The following is a 22,359-nucleotide window of genomic DNA, read 5'->3' as shown; positions in this document are numbered from 1 at the left end:
GCAGACATGGACAGGAGCATCTATACAGGGCGCAGGGAAGAGATCCTGCGCAGGATGGCAGAAGACGGCTTCGATGCCCTCGTCATTCCGGCGGGTGCTGACATCTCCTACCTCACGGGATTCACGGGCGAGGCAGGCGTCGCGGTCGTCGTGCTGTCTCCCGAAGGTTCGAGCTTTGTCACGGACTCCCGCTATACGACGCAGGTCGCCGAGGAAACGGAAGGCTATGAGTGCGTGCTCTGGCGGAAGAGGACGCACAGCTACTGCGAGAATGCGGGCATGGTGCTTGCAAAGCTGGCACCCAAGACCGTCGGCATCTACGGGGCAGACCTTACTTACAAGGACTTCCTCGGCATGCAGAGCCGCTACCCGCAAGGCGAATACAAGGAGGCTCCTGCCTACCTCACCGAGATGCGTGCGAAGAAGACGCCTCAGGAGCTCGACACGATCCGCGAGGCCTGCCGCATCTCCATGCTCTCGTTCTATGCCCTGCTTGACTCCATCCGTCCGGGCGTGACGGAGAAGGATGTCGCAGACGAGCTCGAGCATCAGTTCCGCAGCCACGGCGGCTCCGGCATGTGCTTCGACACGATTGTCGCTTCCGGTCCTGTCAATGGCGCCTGCCCGCATGCAAGCATCTCCGACCGCGTGATCCAGAAGGGCGACTTCGTAACGATCGACTTCGGCACGCGCTACCACGGCTACTGCTCCGACATCACGCGCACGGTCGCTGTCGGCAAGGGCGCCGACGCCGAGCTCTACCATATCTTCGATGTGGTGTGCGAGGCCAAGAAGGCTGGCCAGGAAGCCCTCCATGCAGGCCTTACTAGGAAGGAGCTCCACGAGGCGATCGAGGCGCCGATCAAGGCAGCAGGCTATGTGACGCCCCATGGCTTCGGCCACTCATTCGGCCTCGATATCCATGAGCTGCCGTTCATCAATGGAAACGACGAGACGCCGTATGAGGCGAGGACGATAACGACTATCGAGCCGGGCATCTATGTGCCGGGACTTGGCGGCGTGCGCCAGGAGGATGACTATCTCATCTGCGACGGTGGCTACGAGCGCCTGACCTTCATCACGGACCATCTGATCGAGCTTTAGCGAGCATCTGAGCCTTTCAGTGCAGCCTGTTGCTTCGTTTCCGAGGCCGGTCACGGGACTCCAGGATACCGAAATCTCTGGCCGGCCTCGATAAGCAAGCCGTATGTCTCGATATGCCAGAGGCTGTACGCCGTCCTATGCTCGCCGCCTATCACGGCATCCTTCTTGCAGAACCAGGCTTCGTCCTCCACCACATCGCCTTTATACGGCTCAGGCCCATACGTCCTTTCCGTATAGATGCTCTTGATGAGCGTCAGATGCTTCATGCCGCTTGCCGATGGAAGATGGAAGATGCGGATGGAGGCTCTTTCGTGTTTTTGATTCTGAAAGCTGATTAATATATTGCCAAGCATTTTCTGAAAAGATGTGGTGCAAGAGAAAGACCATGCACGACCTGATCCGATCAGAAGGGTCTTTCAAGTCATTGGAGATCAGCGAGGACTGGCGAACCGAGTGATTTCAATGACAAGAATGGGCATAGTGCGAATTGTGTTCCAGGTGGCAGCGGTTGCTGCGGCATGCATGGCTGGTTACTTCGCTTATCTGGGCGATGAAACGAGTCGCATGAATTGTCTCTGGGCCATGACCCTTTTTCTTGTCATTGCACTTGTCCTGGATATTCTTGGCTATATTTCAGATAGGAAGAAATAGACTCTCCGGCAGTTTATCGGAGTGCAGATTCGGCATAGAACCAGCACGTAGTGCAGAAACAAGACAGCAGATATGGCAAGGCGTCTTGCTAAGGAGCCACCCCACGCCGTCTTTATCTGGATTCGGCTCCGACAAAGCATTCCTGACTGGAGGAAGGACTGCGGGGCTCTGCGCTGAACGCTTGGAATTGCGAGGAAGGCTATGGCCGGTGCTTGCCTCGAGGATATGCAGGGTTTTTATGTCCCCTGTAATGCGTCGTCACAGAATGCAGTCTCTGCATAGCCAGCGTCAAGCACGCGCAAGACATTGGTCTGTTGTGGAAAGCAATATGTGCTGGTTTTGGCTGCTGTCCAGATGAAAAAAGCTGCTTGCCGCCATCTGGACTAAGTTTCAGAGCATTCGGGAAGAATGCTACCAACCTTGAGATGCATGAATTGAATGGATGCCATCATGAAAGCTGAGCTGCATGACATGAGAAGGCCCCGTGATGCCATTTAGCCTATGCGGCATCTCGTGAAGCTGGTGCCGCTCATTTTGCTTGACGTCGTCCTATCCGTATGTGCCAACAATTGTGCAGGCTGGACGCAGTTCAGTACAGTTGGTTCGCGCAGCTCGGGATTATCCTTCGACTAAGCGATGGCCCTGTGTTGCTTGCTTGGACTGTACTGATTGAAGGAATGCAGATCGAGCTGAGCAGCAGGCGTCCCATCTCTCATGCCTGGCATATATAGCAGGCTAAATGCAGATTTGTCGTACGAGTGAGGCATCTAGAGGAGGAGCCATGGCAGAGATATTCTTCAACATCTATGCAGCAACAGCCATGTCGTTCGGAGTCATCGGCGGCATCGTCCAGCTTGTAGCAAATATCCTCATCATCATTGTCTGCATGCGCTGGCTGAAAGAACGGAAAAGCAAGTGAGGTCTGCGGCAATGCAGCTAGCATGCCCTGTCCGGATGTCCGCCCCAGTATGGCCAGCGAATTGGGCTGGAGATGCTGGTATCTGCCGCAGGTGGAACCGATGGAAAGAATCCAGGATGGAGCGGAAGCTTCCCGGAGAGGGCCTGCCTTGCTGGATGCATTGAAGTGTCTGGTCCTCTGATGCCCCTGCATGAAAAAGCCTCCCATTTCCGGATGAGGAAATGGGAGGCTATCTGGGGTGAATCTGGTATCGAAACGTTTTCTACTGGGCGAGCGGAAGTGCACGGTCGATGCGGGCAAGTGCCATGTCCTTGCCCATGAGCTCAAGGGACTCTCCAAGCGGAGGGGAGACCATGTTGCCGCAGACAGCGACGCGGAGGGCTCCGTAGAACTTGCGCTTGTTCGTGCCAAGCTGCTCGGGCAGAGGCTCGAGCGCAGCGTCGATTGCTTCGGCCTTCCAGGAGTCGAGTGCCGAAAGCGCTGCATGGGCACCCTCAAGGTAGGACTTCGTATCCGGCTTCGAGATGTTCTTCTGGACGCTCTTCTCGTCGAGCGGAAGATCTTCTCCCTCATAGAGGAAGCGGCTCTTCTCCACGACATCAGGCGTCACGGTCGTGCGCGGCTTCAGGATCGAGGCAAGCAGCTCATACCAAGCCTCGTCGTGAACAGGGGCATCGCCCTCGAGCCCTGCCTTCTTGAGCTCAGGCAGGAGCACGGTCTTTGCGAACTCCGCATCACTCATTGCCATAAGGTACGTCTGGTTGATGGAGTCGAGCTTCTTCGGGTCGAAGGTAGCGGGGTTCTTGCTCACATGCTCGAGCGAGAACGTCTTGGCAAGGACGTCCCTCGGCACGATCGTCGTCTCGCCGTCAGGAGACCAGCCCAGAAGCGCCAGATAGTTCACGAAGGCATCGGAGAGGTATCCCGCATCGCGGTACTCCTCGACCGACGTTGCGCCATGGCGCTTGGAGAGCTTCTTGCCGTCGGGACCCAGGATCATCGAGATATGGGCGAAGGTGGGAACCGGTGCTCCCAGGGCCTCGTAGACCATGATCTGGCGCGGCGTGTTCGACAGATGGTCGTCGCCCCTGATGACATGGGTGATGCCCATCATGGAGTCATCGACGACGGTCGCGAAGTTGTAGGTCGGCGTGCCATCGGAGCGGAAGATGATGAAGTCGTCGAGCTCCTTCGCATCGAACACGACATCTCCGTGCACGGCGTCGTGCACGACCACGTCTCCGCGGTCAAGAGGCACCTTGATGCGGATTGTGTGGGGCTCGCCGGCATTGACCCTGGCCTGTGCCTCTGCAGGGTCGATGTTCCTGCAGGTGCGCTGGTATCCCTGGAAGGGGTCCTTGCGCTCCTGTGCCTTGCGCTTGTCCTCTGCGAGCTTCTCGGGCGTGCAGAAGCAGTAGTAGGCGTTGCCGGACTTCACGAGATCCTCTGCAGCCTTGCGGTAGAGATCCATGCGGTCGGTCTGCTTGTAGGGGCCGAAGTCGCCGCCGACCTCGGGACCCTCGTCCCAGTCAAGCCCCAGCCACTTCATGGCGCGGAGGATAATCTGGGTGTTCTCCTCGGTGGAGCGGGTCGGATCGGTGTCGTCGATCCTCAGGATGAACGTGCCATGGTTGGCACGGGCGAATGCCCAGTTGAAGATTGCGGTGCGGGCGCCGCCGACATGGAGCTTGCCGGTGGGCGAGGGCGCGAAGCGCACACGGACGGGACGGTCTTGATCTGCCACAGAATTGCCTCTCGACAGGGGCCCGATTGGGCCCATATGTACATGGTTAGCGCATTCAGTATAGACGCTAGAGATGCGTCTACATCAACTTCGTGCTTTCGAGCTTCTCCTCGAGCCAGTGGTTGAGATGGATCACCGGGCGCCTCAGGATGAGGCCCAGGAGGAGGGCAGGGATGATGAAGCAGGCAAGGCGCAGCATGCAGAACCAGTAGTCGTTCTGGTAGATGCCGGCTATGCAGGCGCGCATCGCATCCTCACCGTGGACGAAGGGCAGGAACGGATAAAGCTTCTGGAAGACGCCCGGGAGCATCTCCTTCGGGAAGGTGCCACCCGAACCTGCAACCTGGATGACCATGAGGACAACGGCGATGGCCTTGCCGACGTCTCCGAACGAGGCCGTGAGTGCATAGATGATGTTGATGAAGATGAAGGACTCGAGCCAGCCCGTAAGGAAGAAGAGCACGGGGTGCTGGCACTGCACGCCCAAAAACCACAGGTCGCCGGCAATGACAAGGGTCGACTGGAAGAAGCCGATGATCAGGAAGAAGATGATGCGGCCGATGTAGCAGTCGGTCGGACGGGCATGGATCTTCTTCAGGAACCGGTCGGAAGGCGCTGTCTTCACAAGGGCGCAGAGCACGACGCCGCCGATCCAGATGGCCAGGGTGGAATAGAACGGTGCCATGCCGGAGCCGTTGTTTGCAACGGCGAAGACGGCTGTGCGGTCCATGGAGACCGGTGTCGAGATGAAGCTCGCGAGGTCTTCGGTGTTGGCGGAAAGGATGGTCCTCAGCTGGTCGAGGTCGCCCGAATCGAGGGCATCCTGGATCTGCGTATGGATATCGCCGAGCTTGGCTGCTGCGCCGTCGAGCTGGTCTGCGGCATCGAGAAGCGAGCCCTGCACATCGCCCATGCTCTTGGAGGCGGTGGCTGCCGTGTCCTTGAGGGAGGAGCTCACATTGTCGAGCTGCGTCTTCATTGCGTCAGCCTTGGAGGCGGCATCCTGAAGCGAGCTGTTCATGTCCGAAAGCGACGAGCGCAGACCCTGCTCGTAGTCGGAGGAGATGTTTGTGATGCTCGTCTTCGCCTGGTCCACAAGACCGTCGAGCGTCGTTCTCGCGTCGGAGGCAGAAGACTGGGTGTTCTGGATATCGGAGATGGCCTTCGCAAGCCCGTCGTCGAGCTGCTTGGCATCATCCAGAGCCTGCTTGACCTTCGCGTTCAGACCCTCGATCTCGACCGTGTAGCTGTTCACAATCTCCCACTCGGAGCTGCCGATCTCGAACTGGTCGCGGTATTCCTTCGTGATCGCGTCGGTGCCATCCATCGAGTCATAGAGGTCCTGAAGCTTTGCAACGCGGGAGTCGACTGTGCCCTTTGCCTGCGTAAGGGCATCGACAAGCTGGTCCGTGTGCCCAGCTGCGGCATCGAAGGCCTTATCGAGTGCGCTCTTCACATTGTCGAAGTCGGAGGCGGAGTTTGCGAACGAGTCGTTGATGGAAGACGTCGCTCCGTCGAGCGCATCGGAGAGGCTTTGGACGCCGTCTGTGCCAGAGCGGAGCATGCCTGAAGCATCGAGTGCCGAGGAGAGGGTGCCCGAGCCATCGGAGTCGAGCTGGTCCAGAAGCTGGGAGGCTGAGCCTGAGATGGCAGCATAGGAGCGGAGGTTTCCGGATGTATCGCTCAGGCGTTTCTGCGTCTGTGCCAGGGCAGAATCGAGCTGCGTTGCCAGCGTCCGGACATCGTCCGAATTGAGATAGTTTCCTACCTGGTCGAGGACGCCTGCAGCTGCGCTTGTGAGCGAGCTGGCAAATGACTGGTTGATGTCCTTCTGCACGGCAGCAGATGCCTTGTCCGTGACGATGGCGGCAATAGCGTTGGCCTTCTCGTTCTGGTAGAAGTAGACCTCCGGCTTGTCTGTGCTGTCGGCGAAGTAGGTGAGCATGCGCTCTGAGAAGTCGGCAGGAATGACGACAGCAGCATAGTAGGTGCCGCTCTTCACGCCTTCGACAGCCTCGTCCTCTGAGTCGACAATCGTGTAGCCGATGCTCTTCGAGGCTTTGAGCTCGCTTTCCGTGCGCTCGCCGAGATTCACATCGACTGGGATGAGATCGCTTGTGTAGCCTTCGTCGAGGTTCACGACGGCGACCTTGAGGTTGGCCGTGTTCTTGTAGGGGTCCCACGAACCCCAGATGTTGAACCAGGCATAGAAGCTGGGGATGACGATCATGCCGACGCAGACGACGAGGGAGATCACGTTCTTGAACACGTTATGCGCATCATAGGCTGCGACCTTCATGAACCTAGGCACGGCGATCATCTCCCTTCGTGTGCGAGGAGGGCAGGTGCATGGTGATGGTCTGCTCGACCTCGATTGGCCTCTCTGTGTTCTTGGCGGCATCTGCCTTCCTGGCTGCCTCTGCGCGTTCATGCACGAGCTTCCTGAGCTTCGCTCTCGGCATGATCAGCGTGCGGCTGCGCTCGAGGATGCTCGTCTTGTCCGTATCGTCTGCGACGCCGCGTTGGACATCGAGGCCATGCGTGCCGATGTTGCGGGAGAGCTTCAGGCTCTCGATCGGCGAGAACGTGAACATCTCCTGCTTCAGGTTGTCGTCGAGGAGCTGGTAGAGCTCTTCGCTTGACATGTTCGCGATGCGGGTCTTCTCGGAGACGCGGCTGTGCAGGTACTCGACGACGATGAGATAGGTGCACACGACGATGAGCGAGATGATCCAGCAGGTGATTGTAATCATGCGGAAGGGCAGGATGAACATGAGGGCCAGAAGGACGAGCGGCACCCAGAGCAGCGCGAGGAAGCCGCGCTTGATATAGGTTGGGTAGCGGAGCTCGAAGTTCGCGACACGCTCGCCGAAGACCTTGCGGTATTCCTTCGAGTTGCCGAGTGCCTTGATGATCGTGGAGAGGCGGAAGTGGACCTCGGGCAGGCCATCGCGCTCCGTGACCATGAGGTCGGTCTCGGCAAGCTTGCGGTCGAAGAGAGCGTTGATGTTGAGAAGGTGGCGCCTGAGACCCACGCCGATGACAAGGGAGGGGATGACATAGAGGAGAAGGATGAAGATGTCGTAGGCGAAGTATCCGTCGTAGAAGCCGGCTATGGCTTCGCGCATCGCATTGATGCCATACGTGAAGGGAAGCCAGGGGTTAAGGGCCTGGAAGAAGCCGGGCATCATCTGGATCGGGTAGGTGCCCGAAGAGCCTGGGATCTGCACGACGATGAGAAGGACGCCTATTGCCTTACCGATGTGCTTGAAGGCGATCGAGAGCGCATAGATGATGCTGACATAGACGAAGGATTCGACGAGGCCTGCGAAGACGAAGGCAGCAGGCGAGAGGCACTGGATGCCGAGGCAGAGGTCTCCTATGCAGCAGCAGAGCGCCTGGACGATGCCGAGAAGGTTCAGCAGAAGCCAGCGGCCGAAGTAGCCCTGCCAGGGCTTGAAGTCACCGATCCCCTCATGGTCGACCTCGAGCTTGTAGATGGCAACGAGGACGAAGCCGCCGACCCAGAGCGCGAGGTTCGTATAGAACGGCGTGACGCCGGATCCGTAGTTCATGACGGGGTAGATGGACTTGTCTACGATGTTCACAGGGGAGCCGAGATAGTCGCCGAGGCTTTCCGGGTCGATGTCCATGAGCTTCGAGAGCTGCTCCACGATATCGGCGGAGGCGATCGTGTCGATGTCTCCCGCAAGGACGCCGAGGTCGCTCTTGGCCGTGGCGACAGAGTCCTTCGTGCTGTCGAGGACCGAGGTCGTCTGGTCAAGCGTCGTCTCGAGCTGCTGGAGCTGGGCGGTTGTCTGGTCGACAATCGGCGTCACGGCGTCGAGCGTCGAGGCAAGCTGGTTGCCGACATCGGAGAACGAGTCGAGCGCAGAGTCGAGTGCCGGCATGGTCTGGGACTGGAGGTCTGAGTCGAGGTTCTGGAGCCCTGTCGCGGAATCCTGGATGGCGGTGTTCACGGATGAGGAGAGGTCCGTTGCAATCACCGTGTCGTTCTTGATGGAGTCGGAGAGGTCCTGGAGCTTCTGGATGCGGGCGGTCTGGTCGTCGACGAGCGTCTGGAGCTTGTCGATCTGGGCATCGAGCTTTGCGAGGACCTGGTCCCTGATGTCTGAGGTCACGCTGTCAGGAAGCGAGAGCGCTGCAATCCTGTCGCGGATGGACTTCACGCGGTTCAGCACGGACTGCGTCTGGGTGTTTGCATCCTCGAGGACAGAGAGCGCGTTGTCGACCTTGCCCTGCGCACGCTCGATACCGGCTGCGGCATCGGCGATGGAGACATTCGCATTCGTCGAGAGGGAAGAGATCGTGCCGGCACCATTCAAGAGCGAGTTTCCGAGCTGCTGGTTCAAGGTGCGGGCCTGAGAGCGGGTATTGGTCAGGGTGCCGAGCGCAGATCTCAGAGACGTGGCGGCATCGGCTGCTCCCGAGTCGGCGTCTGCGAGCATGGAGACGGCAGAGTCGAGCGCATCCTTCGAGGTGCCGATCGTCGTCTGGGCATCTGTCAGGTCCTGGTCGAGCCCGTCAAGAAGCCCCTGCGCATCGCGGACGTCCTGCGCGACGGTATGGGAGCCGTCGACGACCGTATCCTTCGCTTTGCCTGCGGCATCAGCGATCTTCTCTCCGACGACCTTGCCGACCGTCTCGACGAAGGTCGCATCGATCTGGGTCTCGATCGTCGAGGCGCCGGTATCGGTCACCTTCGGGGCGACCGCATTGGCCTTCTCGTTTGCGTAGTACTGGATGTGCGCCTTGTCGGTCTTTCCGTCAAGGACACCTGCGAGCGTGCTCGTGAAGTCTGAAGGGATGACGATGGCAGCATAGTAGGTGCCGGACTTCACGCCGTCCATCGCTGTGTCCTCATCGACGAACTTCCAGCCGAGCTGGGTGTTCTCGCTGAGCTCGTCCACGACCATATCTCCTGCATCGATGTAGCCCATGCCGGAGATGTCGGCGCCGGCATCCTCATTGACGATAGCGATTGCAATGTCGCTCGTGTTCTTGTAGGGATCCCAGTTGGCGATGATGTTGAACCATGCATAGAGCGAAGGCAGCACGCAGACACCGAGCGCCACGATGACGGCAGCAGGGTTATGAATGAGCCGTTTGAGATCACGAAAGAAGATAGCGAAAACGGTCTTCAAGAGGGCCTCCAGTGATTTCGGTACCTCACTTGCAGGAAAGATTCAAAAATCTACACGCTACACTATTGCACAAAAGCGCCTGTTCCTATCACCCTTTTTGAAATACGGTCAAAAATATCTGTCTATGGTGCTACACTTTACGCAAATTGCATGCCCGCCTAAGCGGGAAGAAAGGACCTTACGAATGGCAGAAGCAGGCGAACAGTCGAAGCATGATGCAGTATCTGCTACGGCTACAGCAGCGATAGAGGTCCACGAAGCGATCCAGAAGAAGCTGCAGTCACAGAAGAAGCAGCTGAAGACCGCAGGCTCGCGCATGAAAACACGCAAGAGCACCAGGACACGCCAACGCATCATCGATGCTGCCAAGGAGATCATCGACGAGAAGGGCACGACGAACTTCCAGATGAGCGAAGTCGCCACGCGCTGCAACATGTCGAAGGGCGCCCTCTACTATTACTTCAAGGACCGCTCGCAGATCGTCTCCATCGTGAACGAAGAGATCGGCCAGGGCATCATCTCCGCTGTTGAAGACATCAGCTCGCATGAATCGTCTGCCGTCGATGCGCTGCAGGACATCTGCGAGTCCTTCGCAATTGCGCTCTCCGGCAACCGTGCAGGCTTCGGAGCGCTTTTGGGCGAGTTCATGCACCGTGGCTATGACTCTGTCAACGGCCTGGATAATCGGTACGGCAAGCTTGCGGCGCTGACCGAATCTCTGATCGAGCGTGGCAAGAAGGAAGGGGCGGTCGATCCCGAGGTCAATACATCGCTTGTCGCGAACAGCCTGATCGGCATGTTCATGTTCGCCGCCGCTTCCTATCTTGGCCAGGAGGATCTCATGGATACATCTGAGCTCTCGAGCCAGCTCATGGGCATCGTGCTCGAAGGCATCGGCACCAAGCATGGGGTCCAGAGCGCCTGTCAGGATCTTTGCTGAAATTTTTTGAATTTCATTCAAAAAAGACCGCTCTGACTATTTACAGCACTGCGAAAGTGGCATATCGTACGTGCCAGCTCGTCAAGAGGCATTCGAAAGGATGCACAGAGCCGAGGGACCGAGCCCTATGACGCTCCGGCAACCCGCCCGCAAGGGAAGGGTGCCAATTCTCGGCAGGCTCAAAGGCCTGGAAGACGGGGGCATACGTGTCTTGTGCACAGAGTCCCTGGGTAAGGTACAGGGGCTCTGTTTTTTATGAGCGCCTGTGCGAAGACGTTCAGAGAAGGTTGGTTATGTCTCACAAGAACTACCTCTTCACCTCGGAATCAGTGACCGAGGGCCATCCTGACAAGATGTGCGACCAGATTTCCGACGCAATCGTCGATGCCATCTTCGCGAAGGAGGCAAAGCTCCAGGAGCAGGGCTACGTCGACTCCGACGGCCAGGCTGCCAATGTCGACAACGTCCGCTGCGCCATCGAGACCTTCACGACGACCGGCACCATCGTCGTAATGGGCGAGGTCCGCACCGAGGCCTACGTCGACGTGCAGAAGATCGTCCGCGACACGGTAGCCAAGATCGGCTACACGCGCGCCAAGTATGGCTTTGACGCCGAGACCTGCGGTGTCATGAACCTCATCCACTCCCAGTCGCCCGATATCGCCCAGGGCGTCGATGGCACGTTCGCACGCGCCAATGACCAGGATGAGATCGACAAGATCGGTGCTGGCGACCAGGGCATGATGTTCGGCTACGCCTCTGACGAGACCGACGTGCTCATGCCGATGCCGATCTACCTTGCACAGCGTCTCGCAGAGAAGCTTGCCGAGGTCAGGAAGGCCGGCTCCCTCACGTATCTGCGCCCGGATGGCAAGACGCAGGTGACCGTGCGCTACGAGGACGACAAGCCGGTCGAGGTCACGGCCATCGTCGTCTCCACGCAGCATGCCGCTGACGTGAAGCTCGCCCAGGTCCGCGAGGATATGATCGAGTTCGTGATTCGCCCGGTCCTCGACGAGGTCGGCATCAAGTGGCAATCCGCCAAGATCTATGTGAATCCGACCGGACGCTTCGTTGTCGGAGGCCCGATGGGCGACACCGGCCTGACCGGCCGCAAGATCATCGTCGACACCTACGGCGGCATGGGCCGTCACGGCGGCGGCGCCTTCTCTGGCAAGGACCCCACCAAGGTCGACCGTTCTGCTGCCTACGCTGCACGCTGGGTTGCCAAGAACATCGTCGCTGCGGGCCTTGCCCACAAGTGCGAGATCCAGCTTGCCTACGCTATCGGCGTTCCCCAGCCGCTCTCCATCATGGTCGATACCTTCGGTACCGGCTCTGTGGACGATGAGGTGCTCGCACGCGCTGTCGAGAAGGTCTTCGACCTTCGTCCCGGCGCCATCATCCGCGACCTCAAGCTCCGTCGTCCGATCTACCAGAAGACCGCAGCCTATGGCCACTTCGGCCGCAAGGACCCGGACTTCACGTGGGAAGCAACGAACCGCACAGACGAGCTCAAGGCAGCCGTTGCAGAGCTTGCATAGCATCATCTGATATCTGTCAGGGCGAAGGAGCCAGGGGAGCGCATCCCCTGGCTCCTTTCTTATGACGCGCATCCAGCCGTGTGCCTTTTGCTGTTCCAGCTATTCAGCGATCGCCGTAATGTGACTGATATTGAGCGATTTCAAGGTCTATGCCAACGATTCGATATACAAGCCGGTTCTTGCTGTCAATACGGCGAGACCACCATCAAGGGGGATTTCCACGCAGCTGCTCTGGCTTGCCGATCCCTTGTGCACATCCGTTTCGTTCAATGTCCTTGACAAGGGCATTGATGCGCTTCAGCGTCTTCTTGTCCTGCGTTTCCCAGGCAACGTAGTCTTCACAAGCCTCTGGTGCCCAGACCTTATTCAGCTTCATCGGGCTCCTTCAGGTCATGCGGATGACCGCGGCCAGCATCGAGCGATGCAATGGAGGCCCTGAGATGGGCCATGTTCTCATCCGAATAGAACGGGTCTACAGATACTTCGAAGGGTATGCGGTGCTCCCGTGCAACCTTCTTTGCATAGATCACGAATGCTGTCGTCATGCTCATGCCAAGCTCTCGGAAGGGAACCTTCCTGGCAAAGTGCATCGATTGTCTGCGGGGCGAAGAAGCCAGGAGAGCGGAGTGCATCCTCTGGCTCCCTCTTCGCTGAGATAAGATGGAGCACAAAAGGGCCATCTAGCCTATACGGTACGATGCCTTGAAGGGGGAGATATCCATGAGCCTTGCGGTTGCATGGGTGGGCTATGCGCTCGTGGCTGCCATCATCATCGGTATCGTTCTTGCAATCATCGGCAAGGCCAAGAGGCCGCATCGTCCCGTGTCGCGAGCGTCCGGAAAGGACCCGGAAGCAGATGAGACGCTCCGGCAGATGATGCTCGACGATATCGCTGCGCATCAGGAAGGGCCAGACGGCGGGAAGAGCTAGCCTTGCAGAATGTGCTGGCTCCATGTTCCGGCGTGCTGCAAGATTGCCTGCTATGAGACAATGAGGCTGAGATGCGCCGGAGACGTTTGAAAGGCAGATATATCCATGTGGTTTGCTGATGTAGCACTCGATATCCCGACAAGGGCGCTCGATGGCTGCTTCAGCTATGCCGTGCCGCCTGAGGTTGCGGCCTCCTTCGGAGAAGATCCCGATGCAGTGAGATCGGGCCTTGTCGGCATGACCGTCCTCGTCCCGTTCTCGGGCAGGAAGGCCATAGGCTACATCCTGGGTGCCTCTGAAGAACCGCCGCGTGGCCTTGATGCCGGCAAGCTCAAGATGTTCGAGCAGGTGCTGGCGCCTTCTGCCTTCGATGAGGTGTCGGCGGGGCTCATCCGCTGGATCAAGGAGGGCTATGCCTCGACCCTGGCCGATGCGGTGCATCCGTTCCTGGCACCGGGACAGGCCGTGCGCGTCAGGAAGAACGATCAGACGGGCCATTGGGAGCTTGTCCAGCATGCTGCAGGGCCGCGCGATGTGCGCTGGGCAGAGCTTGCACCGGATGCCGCCGCCTTCGTGCCGCGTGCCAACGCCTCGAAGCAGAAAGGGGTCCTGAAAGCCCTCTCTGAAGGTCCCTGCCGTGTCGCCGAGCTCGAGGCGCTCCTGCCGGGAGCCTCTTCTGCCATCCGCACGCTTGCCTCAAAAGGTGTTGTCCGCATCTTCCAGGAGCGTGAGCTCAGAGAGCTTGAGGAGACGACGCTCTCCTCTGCCTCGGCCAAGCGGCCCGAGCATCTGACAGAAGGGCAGAAGAAAGCCCTTTCTGCCATCGCAGCAGCTCAGGCCAAAGGTGCAGGAGATGTTGTCCTCATCGACGGCGTCACAGGTTCGGGCAAGACCGAGGTCTATCTCGAGGCCATCGAGAAGACGCTCGCAGAGGGGCATTCTGCCATCGTCCTTGTGCCTGAGATCTCGCTCACGGCACAGACCGTGGGACGCTTCCGTTCCCGCTTCGGCGACAAGGTGGCAGTCCTCCATTCGCGGCTCTCGCAGGGAGAGCGATACGACCAGTGGGACCTTGCCCGGAAAGGGATTGCACAGGTCGTTGTCGGTGCCCGCTCAGCGCTCTTCGCCCCGGTCCATGATCTGGGCCTTCTCATCATCGACGAGGAGCACGAGGCTTCCTACAAGCAGGATTCGGCTCCGCGCTACCATGCCCGCGAGGTCGCCGCAGAGCTTGCAAAGAGAAGGGGAGCGGCGCTCGTCCTGGGCTCTGCCACGCCTTCGCTCGAGAGCCTCTGGCGCTGCCGGGAAGGAAGCTTCCGCGGAACCCAGTGGACAAGGATCGAGATGCCGGAGCGCCCGGGCACTGCAGAGCTTCCGGCTGTCCAGATCGTCGATATGGCAAGCCAATTCTCGCACGGAAACAAGTCGATCTTCTCTGAGCCTCTCCAGGAGGCGCTCGATCAGGTCGTAGAGAAGAAGCAGAAGGCAGTCCTTCTTCTGAATCGCCGCGGCTTTGCAAACTTCCTCATGTGCCGCGAGTGCGGCTGTGTGCCGGAGTGTCCGCACTGCGCGACGGCGCTTACCTACCACGAGCGGACGCATTCGCTCATGTGCCACAGCTGCGGCAGGAGCTGGCCCATCAAGGCCTATCCCGACCCGACAACGCGCTGCCCGAACTGCGGATCGCGCTATCTTGCACAGTTCGGTGTCGGGACGCAGCGTGTCGAAGACGAGCTCAAAGCGCTTCTTCCGGACAATGTCACCGTCGTGCGGATGGATGCCGACACGACGAAGGCCAAAGGAGCGCATGAGGCGCTCCTGGAGGAGTTCGACAATGCGGAATGTGCCGTGCTTGTGGGAACCCAGATGATTGCAAAAGGGCTGGACTTCCCCGAGGTCACCCTCGCTGCTGTCATCAATGCGGATACGACCCTGAAGCTGCCGGACTTCCGTGCAGCCGAGCGCACCTATGACCTCCTTGAGCAGGTGGCAGGACGTGCTGGCAGAGGCGAGGATCCCGGAAAGGTCATCATCCAGACCTACTGGGCAACGCATCCTGCCATCGAGGCAGTGCGCACCCACGACAAGGAGACTTTTGTCGAGTGCGAGCTCGAGGCACGTTCCGAGGCCCACTATCCGCCATTCTCAAGGCTCTCGAACATCGTGCTCTGGGGCAAGGATGCCCGCCAGGTGCGCGAGCTCAGCATCGAGTGCGCCGAAGCGGTGAGGAAGAAGATCGGATCTCAATCGGGCTGGGAGGTGCTTGGCCCTGCCGACTGCGTGAAGGCAAAGGTCGAGGACCGCTACCGCCGCCATGTGCTCGTGAAGTCGCCGGTCGAGGCAGATGCCGGAAGGCTTCTTGCAGATGCCGTAGCCAGCTTGCGGAAACCGCATGGAGTCAGCCTTGCTATCGATATCGATGCCTATGACCTCATCTGAGAGCTGGGTACTATAGAGGATTGTAAAGACAAGCCGGAGCAGCAGCTGCTGCTCCCGACCATAAGGAGAATCATGGCTAGCAAGAAGCAAGAGGAGCTGCTTGAAGATATCGTGCTCTCGCCCGACCCAAGGCTCGAGGAGGAGTGCGCACCGCTCACGGAAGAGGAGATCGTGAGCCCTGAGACGAGAAAGCTTGCCGAGCGCATGCTCGACGACATGTACGCTGCAGATGGCTGCGGCCTTGCCGGCCCCCAGATCGGCGTCATGAAGCAGATCGTCGTGATCGATGTCGACTATGTCGGCAAGAAGAGGAACCCCTACGTCCTTCTCAATCCCAAGGTCATCACGGCCGATGGCCCGATGAGGAGCTACAGCGAAGGATGCCTCTCCTTCCCGGGCATCTCGGTCGATGTGGAGCGTCCGTCCCATGTGATCGTCCATGCCTACAACCTCGACGGCGAGCTCATGCAGTACGAGGCAGAAGGAGACCTTCTTGCCGTGTGCCTGCAGCATGAGATTGACCATGTCCACGGCATCACGATGGTCGACCATCTCTCGCCGATGAAGAAGGTCAAGGCCCTTCGTGCCTACAACGAGGCACTGGCCAATGGCGCCCGTCCGGGCGATGTGGCGGAGTGATCGGCATGCGCATCATCTTCATGGGCACCCCCGATTTCGCGGTGCCATCGCTTGCGGCCCTCGATGAGGCGTTCGACGTCGTCGAGGTCGTGACAAGGCCTGATGCTGTGCGCTCGCGCGGCAAGAAGCTGGAGCCCTCTGCTGTGAAGGCAGAGGCTGCACAGCTCGGCCTCCCGGTCCTTGAGGCCAAGCGGATGACAGAAGAGACCATTGAGCACTTCAGGTCCCTTTCCCCTGACATCATCGTCGTCGCTGCCTTCGGCTGCATCCTGCCGGATGCAGTGCTCACGCTTGCACCTCTCGGATGCATCAATGTACATGCATCGCTCTTGCCGCGCTGGCGTGGCGCCGCCCCGATCCAGCGTGCGATCCTCGCAGGAGATGAGCGTGCCGGCATCTCGATCATGAAGCTCGTGCACGACCTCGATGCAGGCGACTATTGCCGCCAGGCATCCGTGCCCGTGGGCACGATGGGCGACATGGAGCTCACGCAGGCCCTTGGCGAGCTTGGCGCGAGAGAGCTCGTGCCTGCCCTCAAGGAGATCGAGGCGGGGACTGCTCAGTGGACGAAGCAGGACGAGAGCCTTGTGACGTTCGCCCCGAAGGTCACGAAGGCAGAGATGCGTCTCGATTCGGTAGACTCTGCTGCCCAGAACCTCCACCGCGTCCAGGCCTCGAGCGATGCAGCACCAGCACGTCTCGCAGTGTCCGGCAAGGGTCTGCGCATCATGAAGGCAGAGTCGGCAGATGCTTCTGTGGCTCAGGGCAAGGTGGAGCTTGCCGGCGGCAAGGTGCTCTTCGGCTGCGGCGAGGGTGCCTTTGCAGCGCTTTCCGTGAAGCCTGATGGCAAGCGCGAGATGGAGGCCTCTGCCTGGGCACGGGGCCAGCATGCAGATGAGCTCACCTGGGAGCATCTCTCGTGACAGGAAGGAAGACGAAGCTCTCTCCGGCGCGCGCTGCCGCGCTCTCGCTTGTCTCTGAGCAGAGGAGGCGCTCTGCACGCCTGCGCGACCTCATGCGCACCTCTCCTGTGCTCGAGAAGCTCTCGCCTGAGGACCGGGCGCTCGCTTCGAGGCTGGCGCTTGGCTGCGTCCAGACAAGAGGCGCGCTCGATGCTGCCATCTCTTCGCATCTCTCACGCAAAGGGCATCTCGAGCCCAAAGTGAAAGATGCCCTGGCGCTTTCTGCCTTCGAGCTCCTGTTCATGAAGACGCCGGCTGCCGTTGCCGTGAGCCAGGGCGTCGAGCTTGTGCGCTCCCAGAGCCCCAAGGCAGCAGGGCTTGCCAATGCGGTCCTCCACCGCATCCTCGAAGAGGATGTGCCGGCCTGCCATGAAGCGCAGACAAAGCTTGCGGATGCACCGGCGGCGGCAACGGCAGAAGATCTGGCATGTGCCACAGGCCAGCCCGTATGGTTCTGCGAAAGGATCGCTTCCTCTCTTGGCATGCCTCAGGCCATCTTGGCGCTTTCCTCTCTCGCGGAGCCGGCACCGGTCTATGTAGCCGCAAATCTCGGCGTGACCGATGCCTCTGCGCTTGAGCGGAAGCTCACGGAGGCAGGCCTTGCCCCGGAGGCACAGGGCCTGCCAGGCGCTTGCGAGCTCAGGCACCCGCAGAAGCTCTTCGCTTCGGGCCTTGTCGGTGCGGTCTCAGCCGTGCCGGCAGATCTTTCCGCCCAGGAGGTCGCGCTCATTGCGGCGCCGCGTCCAGGCGAGAGCATGCTCGAGATCGGACAGGGAAGGGGCACGAAGACGCTCCTTCTGCTCTCGGCGCAGAAGATGCTGGCAGAACGCGAGGGCGTGAAGGCAGACAGGGCGCGCTACGTCGCGCTCGATTCCGAGGAGTTCAAGACGAAGCTTGCCCAGGAACGCCTTGCCAAGGGCGGCTGGGATGGACGCGTGAGCTGTGTCGCGTTCGATGGGACAGAACTCGGCGAGGAAAGGAATCTCCCGCAGGAGATGTCCGGCACATTCGACGCGGTCTTCGTCGATGCACCGTGCTCAGGCACCGGTACCCTCCGCCGCCATCCCGAGATCTCCTGGTCGCTCGAGCCTTCAGCCGTTGATGCGGAGAGCGCAGAAGGGCTGCCGCAGCTCCAGCTCGCGCTTCTTGCGGCTGCGGCAGCCAAGGTCGCGCCCCACGGCAGGCTCGTCTATGCGACCTGCTCGGTGCTTCGCGAGGAGGACGAGGATATCGTCTCGCGCTTCCTCAGCTGCGAGGCAGGTGCAGGCTTTGCGGTCGAGGATGTGCGCAAGGCACCGGCATTGGTGCTCTGGCCTGAAGCGCAGGATGCGCTTCCCGTCACCGACGAGGGCTTCTTCCGATCGAGCCCTCTGCTCGGAGGGCCCGACGGGCACTTCTGCTGCGTCCTCAGGAGGAAGTAGCAAAGAGCAGGGAATCAGACGGATATGCCTCCCGCATCCAGCAATGGAAGCGGGAGGCATAAACGTATTGAGGCAAAGAAAAAGCACGGCATCTGCCGTGCTCCATCTTTATCTATGACAGGATAGAACTACTTCTTGTCTCTCTGGTCGGTGTTGTAGAAGCCTGAGCCCTTGAAGTTGATGCCGTACGGCTCGAAGACCTGCTGTGCCTCATGGCCGCACTTCGGGCAGCTTACCTTCGGATGGGCGGACATGGGATGCTCCACCTCAAACGTCGTGCCGCATGCCGGACATTTATAATCATAGCGAGCCATCTGTATGCCTCCGTCGTATTCAGATATAGGATGCAGGATGTACCTGCACACGAGCCAGCAGGATTAACTGTACCCAATAGCTGGCATTTGTGCCACCAAGACACGTAATGCCCAAGACTGGACGGATGGCGGGAAGGATACGCGTGAAGGCATTGATCGTCGGAGGGTCACCCGAACCCTCGAGCACAGAGCTTGTAGCAGAGCTTGCCCATGAAGCAGACTATGTGATTGCAGCAGATAAAGGCGCAGAGATGCTCTGCGCAGCAGGCATTGCGCCCGACCTCTTCTGCGGCGACGAGGATTCTGTCGGCAAGGGGGCGCTCGAGACGATGCGGAGCCTGCCTCTGCCTGAGAAGCGCTATCCCTGGATGAAGGATGACACGGACTTCGGCCTTGCGGTGAAGCTTGCACGGCAGGAAGCAGAAGAGCGCGAAGAGCCGCTCGACCTTGTCTGTACCTGCGTCTCGGGAGGGCGTCCTGACCATGCGCTCGGCGTCTTCGGTGTCATGGCAGAATCTGCAGAGCCCATCTCGCAGGCCGGTGGCTCGCTCGTGCTTCATGAGGACAGGTTCGTGTGCCGCATGCTTGTGGCAGGCACGTCCTGGAAGCTTGGGGCCGAGGCCAAGGGCCATACGTTCTCGGCACTCTCTCTCGCAGCGCGCTCTGTCGTGACCGAGCGCGGCATGCTCTGGTGCCCCGACCACTCGGCGCTTGGCATCCTCGACGACCGTGGCGTCTCGAACCAGATCACGGAAGACGTGTCAGAGATTGTCTGCCATGAGGGAACGGTCGCTGCGTTCCTGCTTCAGGAGCTCGGACACACGGACTAGGGGAGCGGAGGCACTGCTTTCCGCCTGCCATTATCAGGCAGAGCCGCTACAGAAAAGGAGCCGAGGCATTTGGCCTCGGCTCCTCTCAAGCATGCAGTGTGTGCGCAGCCTACGAACGGGCAACCTTGCCAGACTTCAGGCAGCCAGTGCAGACATTCATCTTCTGCTTGCGGCCGTCGACGACGACGGTGACGTGCTGGATGTTCGGCTTGAACTTACGGTTGACGGTACGGTGCGAGTGGCTGATGGAACGCCCAGCTACAGCGTGCTTACCGCAGATCTCACAGACCTTAGACATTTCTTTGACCTCCCATGGGCGGCGCAGGTGCGCCCGGATTGGCATAGCTTTCTAAATATACCACAGGCTATTAAGCCCGCAAGCTTCATCGCGAGTTCTTGGGACATTTATGGAGAAACCCGGAGGTGCAGCGGAGCAGGGCGGACCATGGGGGCAACTCGTTTGCTTGCAGAGATGTATTGTAGCTCCCCAGCAGAAAAATGCCAGCTCGTCCATAAAAGATGCCCTGACATTGGCGGAGTTGCTCTTGGGGTTCACAAGGAGACCATATACCATGGAGAGTGTGGCAAGACCCAAGCATCGAGGGCGATTCTGCGTGCTTGGAGTATACTCAGCTTGATTTGTCTTTGGCCCGTGTCCCGCGCGGGGCACGTGAGAGGAGATAGATATGGCAAAGCCCGTTCCAGGAGGCCTGAGGGTTTCGAACGACTGCATCGCCGACCTTGCCGGCTATGCCGCGATGGAGTGCTATGGCATCGTGGGAATGGCAGAGATCGGAAAAGAGGATGGGGTCATCCGGCTCCTTCCGACTGCACGCCTGCGCCGTGGCATCGGCGTGTCCCATGAGGATGGCCATGTCGCTATCGATCTCCATGTCGTGGTCGAGCAGGGCGTGAATATCGCTTCGGTCACCCAGAACCTTGCGAGCGGCGTCAAGTTCCTGCTCAAGCAGATTGCCGAGCTGGACAATGTGGACGTGCGCATCCACGTCGAAGGCATGCGCGTCCACTGACAAGCAGCCTGGCCCATCGGAAGAGCAGAAGAGAACCAAGGGGTTCAAGAATGATTTCCACCGCAGTACGCACATGCTTCCCTGTTGCCGCCAAGGTGCTGGCAGACAAGGCAGAGGAGATCAACAAGCTGAATGTGTTCCCGGTACCTGACGGAGATACCGGCACGAACATGTCCCTCACGCTGAACACGGTCGTGAAGGAGGTCGAGGCGCTCCCGAGGGATGCCTCGATGGAAGAGATTGCCAAGGCCATCACCCATGGTTCCCTCATGGGCGCCCGTGGCAACTCGGGCGTCATCACGAGCCAGATTCTGCGTGGCATCGCTGAAGGCCTCTGCGATGCAAAGGGCGAGACAGCGACAACGTCCGATATCGCCCATGCCCTGCGCCGCGGCGTGAAGGTCGCCTTCAAGGCAGTCCGCAAGCCGGTCGAGGGCACGATCTTGACCGTCCTCAAGGATGTCTCTGCAAAGGCAGACTCCTGCGAGCTCAAGCGCATGAGCCCGGACGAGACGCTCGACGCAATCGTCGTCGAGGCCTACGAGTCCGTTGCCCGCACCCCGGAGCTTCTCCCGGTGCTCAAGGAGAATGGCGTCGTCGACTCGGGCGCCTTCGGCCTTGCCACCTTCATCGAGGGCTTCGTGAATGCGCTCAAAGGCAAGGAAGGCCAGGTCTCCGATTTCAAGACGACCGTCGAGAGCACGGATGACGCGAAGTCCCATGTCTCGGATGTTGTGGACATCGAGCTCAATGATGACTGGGAGGGCTCGCAGTACCGCTACTGCACCGAGTTCCTCTTCAAGGCAGACAGCCCCGACTTCGACGAGGAAGGCACGCTCAAGTTCCTCTCCTCCATGGGCGACTGCGAGCTTCTGGTCGGCACGAACCCCGACTACAAGATTCATGTCCATTCGAACCGTCCTGACCAGGTCCTCGGCCACATGCTCGAGCTTGGCCAGATCTTCAAGGTCTTCATCCACAACATGGACCTCGAGGCGCATGAGCGCACGGAGAAGATTGCAGCTGACAAGAAGGCAGCAGCCAAGCCTGAGCGCAAGGAGCTCGGCTTTGTCGCAGTCGCAGCTGGCTCTGGCGAGGCAGATATCCTGAAGTCCCTCGGCGTCGATGTCGTGGTCTTTGGCGGACAGACGATGAACCCCTCGACGGCAGACATCCTTGCTGCCATCGAAGAGGTCAATGCGAAGAACGTTATCGTCCTTCCGGACAATGGCAACATCCGCATGGCAGCAGAGGCTGCCGCCAATGCCTGCGATACGGCCAAGGTGACGGTTGTCCCGACGAAGACCGTCCTTCAGGCCTTCGCTGCGATGTTCGCGGTCGACACGGGCCTCTCTGCAGAAGAGAACGCCGAAGAGATGACCGATGCTATCGCCGATATCCGCGACGGCGAGGTCACAACGGCCGTGCGCGACTCCGCAGCCGCTGACGGCACGCCGATCCATGCGAACGACGTTATGGGCATCGAGGGCGGCGAGATCGTCGTCGTCGGCAAGGATGTCCAGGATGTCTGCGTCCGCCTCATCAACAAGATGCAGGAAGACGAGGAGGGCGATACCCTCACGATTCTGGCCGGCAAGGACATGTCCGACGAGGACTTCGAGAAGCTCATCTCTGCCATCGAGGAGGCACAGCCTGACCTCGAGATCGATTCCCACCGTGGCGAGCAGCCGCTCTATCCGGTGGTGTTCTCCATCGAGTAGCCCTT

At 59.7% G+C, this 22,359-nt stretch carries 20 protein-coding genes and 1 pseudogene; 13 read left to right on the top strand and 8 right to left on the bottom strand.

The window, feature by feature from the left end; genetic code table 11:
- Window positions 1-6: 6 nt before the first annotated feature.
- The gene (locus VXJ24_RS04755) at window positions 7-1,104 is read left to right on the top strand and encodes a M24 family metallopeptidase (RefSeq protein ID WP_330971775.1); all 1,098 of its coding nucleotides are present in this window, start codon (window positions 7-9) and stop codon (window positions 1,102-1,104) included.
- Window positions 1,105-1,154: 50 nt separating this feature from the next.
- On the opposite strand, the gene VXJ24_RS04750 is transcribed toward VXJ24_RS04755, so the two are convergent.
- Complete coding sequence (locus VXJ24_RS04750; RefSeq protein WP_330971774.1) at window positions 1,155-1,295, bottom strand: hypothetical protein; 141 nt, start codon at window positions 1,293-1,295, stop codon at window positions 1,155-1,157.
- A 178-nt stretch (window positions 1,296-1,473) separates the two neighbouring features.
- On the opposite strand from VXJ24_RS04750, the gene VXJ24_RS04745 reads away from it, so the two are divergent.
- Together VXJ24_RS04745 and VXJ24_RS04740 are read left to right on the top strand one after the other, a co-directional pair.
- Entirely contained in the window at window positions 1,474-1,755 is a 282-nt protein-coding gene (locus VXJ24_RS04745) for a hypothetical protein (protein WP_330971773.1), read from the top strand.
- A 781-nt stretch (window positions 1,756-2,536) separates the two neighbouring features.
- Window positions 2,537-2,674, top strand: coding sequence for a hypothetical protein (locus VXJ24_RS04740; protein ID WP_330971772.1), 138 nt, complete (start codon window positions 2,537-2,539; stop codon window positions 2,672-2,674).
- Window positions 2,675-2,936: 262 nt separating this feature from the next.
- Here VXJ24_RS04740 and gltX read toward each other — a convergent pair whose 3' ends face one another.
- The 3 genes from gltX to VXJ24_RS04725 form a co-directional block, all read right to left on the bottom strand.
- A complete protein-coding gene (gene gltX / locus VXJ24_RS04735) occupies window positions 2,937-4,418 on the bottom strand; it encodes a glutamate--tRNA ligase (protein ID WP_430623811.1) in 1,482 nt (493 codons plus the stop codon).
- Between the two features lie 79 nt (window positions 4,419-4,497).
- The gene (locus VXJ24_RS04730; protein ID WP_330971770.1) at window positions 4,498-6,729 is read right to left on the bottom strand and encodes a YhgE/Pip domain-containing protein; all 2,232 of its coding nucleotides are present in this window, start codon (window positions 6,727-6,729) and stop codon (window positions 4,498-4,500) included.
- On the bottom strand, window positions 6,722-9,583 hold the full coding sequence (locus VXJ24_RS04725; protein WP_330971769.1) for a YhgE/Pip domain-containing protein: 2,862 nt from the start codon (window positions 9,581-9,583) through the stop codon (window positions 6,722-6,724). The genes VXJ24_RS04730 and VXJ24_RS04725 overlap by 8 nt, the downstream gene beginning before the upstream one ends.
- Before the next feature lie 184 nt (window positions 9,584-9,767).
- Between VXJ24_RS04725 and VXJ24_RS04720 the strand changes: the two genes are divergently transcribed.
- Both VXJ24_RS04720 and metK read left to right on the top strand, forming a co-directional pair.
- Window positions 9,768-10,523 carry a TetR/AcrR family transcriptional regulator gene (locus tag VXJ24_RS04720; RefSeq protein ID WP_330971768.1) on the top strand — a complete coding sequence of 252 codons (756 nt, stop codon included), beginning with the start codon at window positions 9,768-9,770 and terminating at the stop codon, window positions 10,521-10,523.
- 293 nt (window positions 10,524-10,816) lie between these two features.
- Window positions 10,817-12,067 (top strand): methionine adenosyltransferase, encoded by a 1,251-nt coding sequence (metK, locus tag VXJ24_RS04715; protein ID WP_330971767.1) that lies wholly within the window; start codon window positions 10,817-10,819, stop codon window positions 12,065-12,067.
- A gap of 103 nt (window positions 12,068-12,170) precedes the next feature.
- Here the strand turns inward: metK and VXJ24_RS04710 are convergent.
- A pseudogene (locus VXJ24_RS04710) lies at window positions 12,171-12,443 on the bottom strand (Txe/YoeB family addiction module toxin).
- Entirely contained in the window at window positions 12,430-12,618 is a 189-nt protein-coding gene (locus tag VXJ24_RS04705) for a type II toxin-antitoxin system antitoxin, RelB/DinJ family (protein ID WP_330971766.1), read from the bottom strand. Before VXJ24_RS04705 ends, VXJ24_RS04710 begins: the two are co-directional and overlap by 14 nt.
- A gap of 169 nt (window positions 12,619-12,787) precedes the next feature.
- Here VXJ24_RS04705 and VXJ24_RS04700 point away from each other — a divergent pair, with 169 nt between their 5' ends.
- From VXJ24_RS04700 to VXJ24_RS04680, 5 genes are all read left to right on the top strand, one after another.
- Window positions 12,788-12,997 (top strand): hypothetical protein, encoded by a 210-nt coding sequence (locus VXJ24_RS04700; RefSeq protein WP_330971765.1) that lies wholly within the window; start codon window positions 12,788-12,790, stop codon window positions 12,995-12,997.
- A 105-nt stretch (window positions 12,998-13,102) separates the two neighbouring features.
- Window positions 13,103-15,436, top strand: a complete 2,334-nt coding sequence (gene priA / locus VXJ24_RS04695) for a replication restart helicase PriA (protein WP_330971764.1) — start codon at window positions 13,103-13,105, stop codon at window positions 15,434-15,436.
- Window positions 15,437-15,508: 72 nt separating this feature from the next.
- Window positions 15,509-16,075, top strand: a complete 567-nt coding sequence (def, locus tag VXJ24_RS04690) for a peptide deformylase (RefSeq protein ID WP_330971763.1) — start codon at window positions 15,509-15,511, stop codon at window positions 16,073-16,075.
- Window positions 16,076-16,080: 5 nt separating this feature from the next.
- On the top strand, window positions 16,081-16,998 hold the full coding sequence (fmt, locus tag VXJ24_RS04685; protein WP_330971762.1) for a methionyl-tRNA formyltransferase: 918 nt from the start codon (window positions 16,081-16,083) through the stop codon (window positions 16,996-16,998).
- A complete protein-coding gene (locus VXJ24_RS04680; RefSeq protein ID WP_330971761.1) occupies window positions 16,995-18,458 on the top strand; it encodes an RsmB/NOP family class I SAM-dependent RNA methyltransferase in 1,464 nt (487 codons plus the stop codon). Before fmt ends, VXJ24_RS04680 begins: the two co-directional genes overlap by 4 nt.
- Before the next feature lie 128 nt (window positions 18,459-18,586).
- On the opposite strand, the gene VXJ24_RS04675 is transcribed toward VXJ24_RS04680, so the two are convergent.
- The gene (locus VXJ24_RS04675; RefSeq protein ID WP_330971760.1) at window positions 18,587-18,772 is read right to left on the bottom strand and encodes an FmdB family zinc ribbon protein; all 186 of its coding nucleotides are present in this window, start codon (window positions 18,770-18,772) and stop codon (window positions 18,587-18,589) included.
- A gap of 143 nt (window positions 18,773-18,915) precedes the next feature.
- Here VXJ24_RS04675 and VXJ24_RS04670 point away from each other — a divergent pair, with 143 nt between their 5' ends.
- Window positions 18,916-19,602 carry a thiamine diphosphokinase gene (locus tag VXJ24_RS04670; protein ID WP_330971759.1) on the top strand — a complete coding sequence of 229 codons (687 nt, stop codon included), beginning with the start codon at window positions 18,916-18,918 and terminating at the stop codon, window positions 19,600-19,602.
- A 109-nt stretch (window positions 19,603-19,711) separates the two neighbouring features.
- Here the strand turns inward: VXJ24_RS04670 and rpmB are convergent, their stop codons facing one another.
- Window positions 19,712-19,900 carry a 50S ribosomal protein L28 gene (gene rpmB / locus VXJ24_RS04665; protein ID WP_330971758.1) on the bottom strand — a complete coding sequence of 63 codons (189 nt, stop codon included), beginning with the start codon at window positions 19,898-19,900 and terminating at the stop codon, window positions 19,712-19,714.
- A 388-nt stretch (window positions 19,901-20,288) separates the two neighbouring features.
- Between rpmB and VXJ24_RS04660 the strand changes: the two genes are divergently transcribed.
- Both VXJ24_RS04660 and VXJ24_RS04655 read left to right on the top strand, forming a co-directional pair.
- On the top strand, window positions 20,289-20,633 hold the full coding sequence (locus tag VXJ24_RS04660) for an Asp23/Gls24 family envelope stress response protein (RefSeq protein ID WP_330971757.1): 345 nt from the start codon (window positions 20,289-20,291) through the stop codon (window positions 20,631-20,633).
- Between the two features lie 50 nt (window positions 20,634-20,683).
- Window positions 20,684-22,354 carry a DAK2 domain-containing protein gene (locus tag VXJ24_RS04655; protein WP_330971756.1) on the top strand — a complete coding sequence of 557 codons (1,671 nt, stop codon included), beginning with the start codon at window positions 20,684-20,686 and terminating at the stop codon, window positions 22,352-22,354.
- Window positions 22,355-22,359 lie beyond the last annotated feature (5 nt).

Origin of the sequence: Olsenella kribbiana (assembly GCF_036408795.1) — a bacterium.
In the GTDB taxonomy this organism is placed as follows: Bacteria; Actinomycetota; Coriobacteriia; order Coriobacteriales; family Atopobiaceae; genus Olsenella_L; species Olsenella_L kribbiana.
Note: the sequence above shows the minus strand (reverse complement) of the source record. Positions and strands in the feature narration are given on the sequence as shown.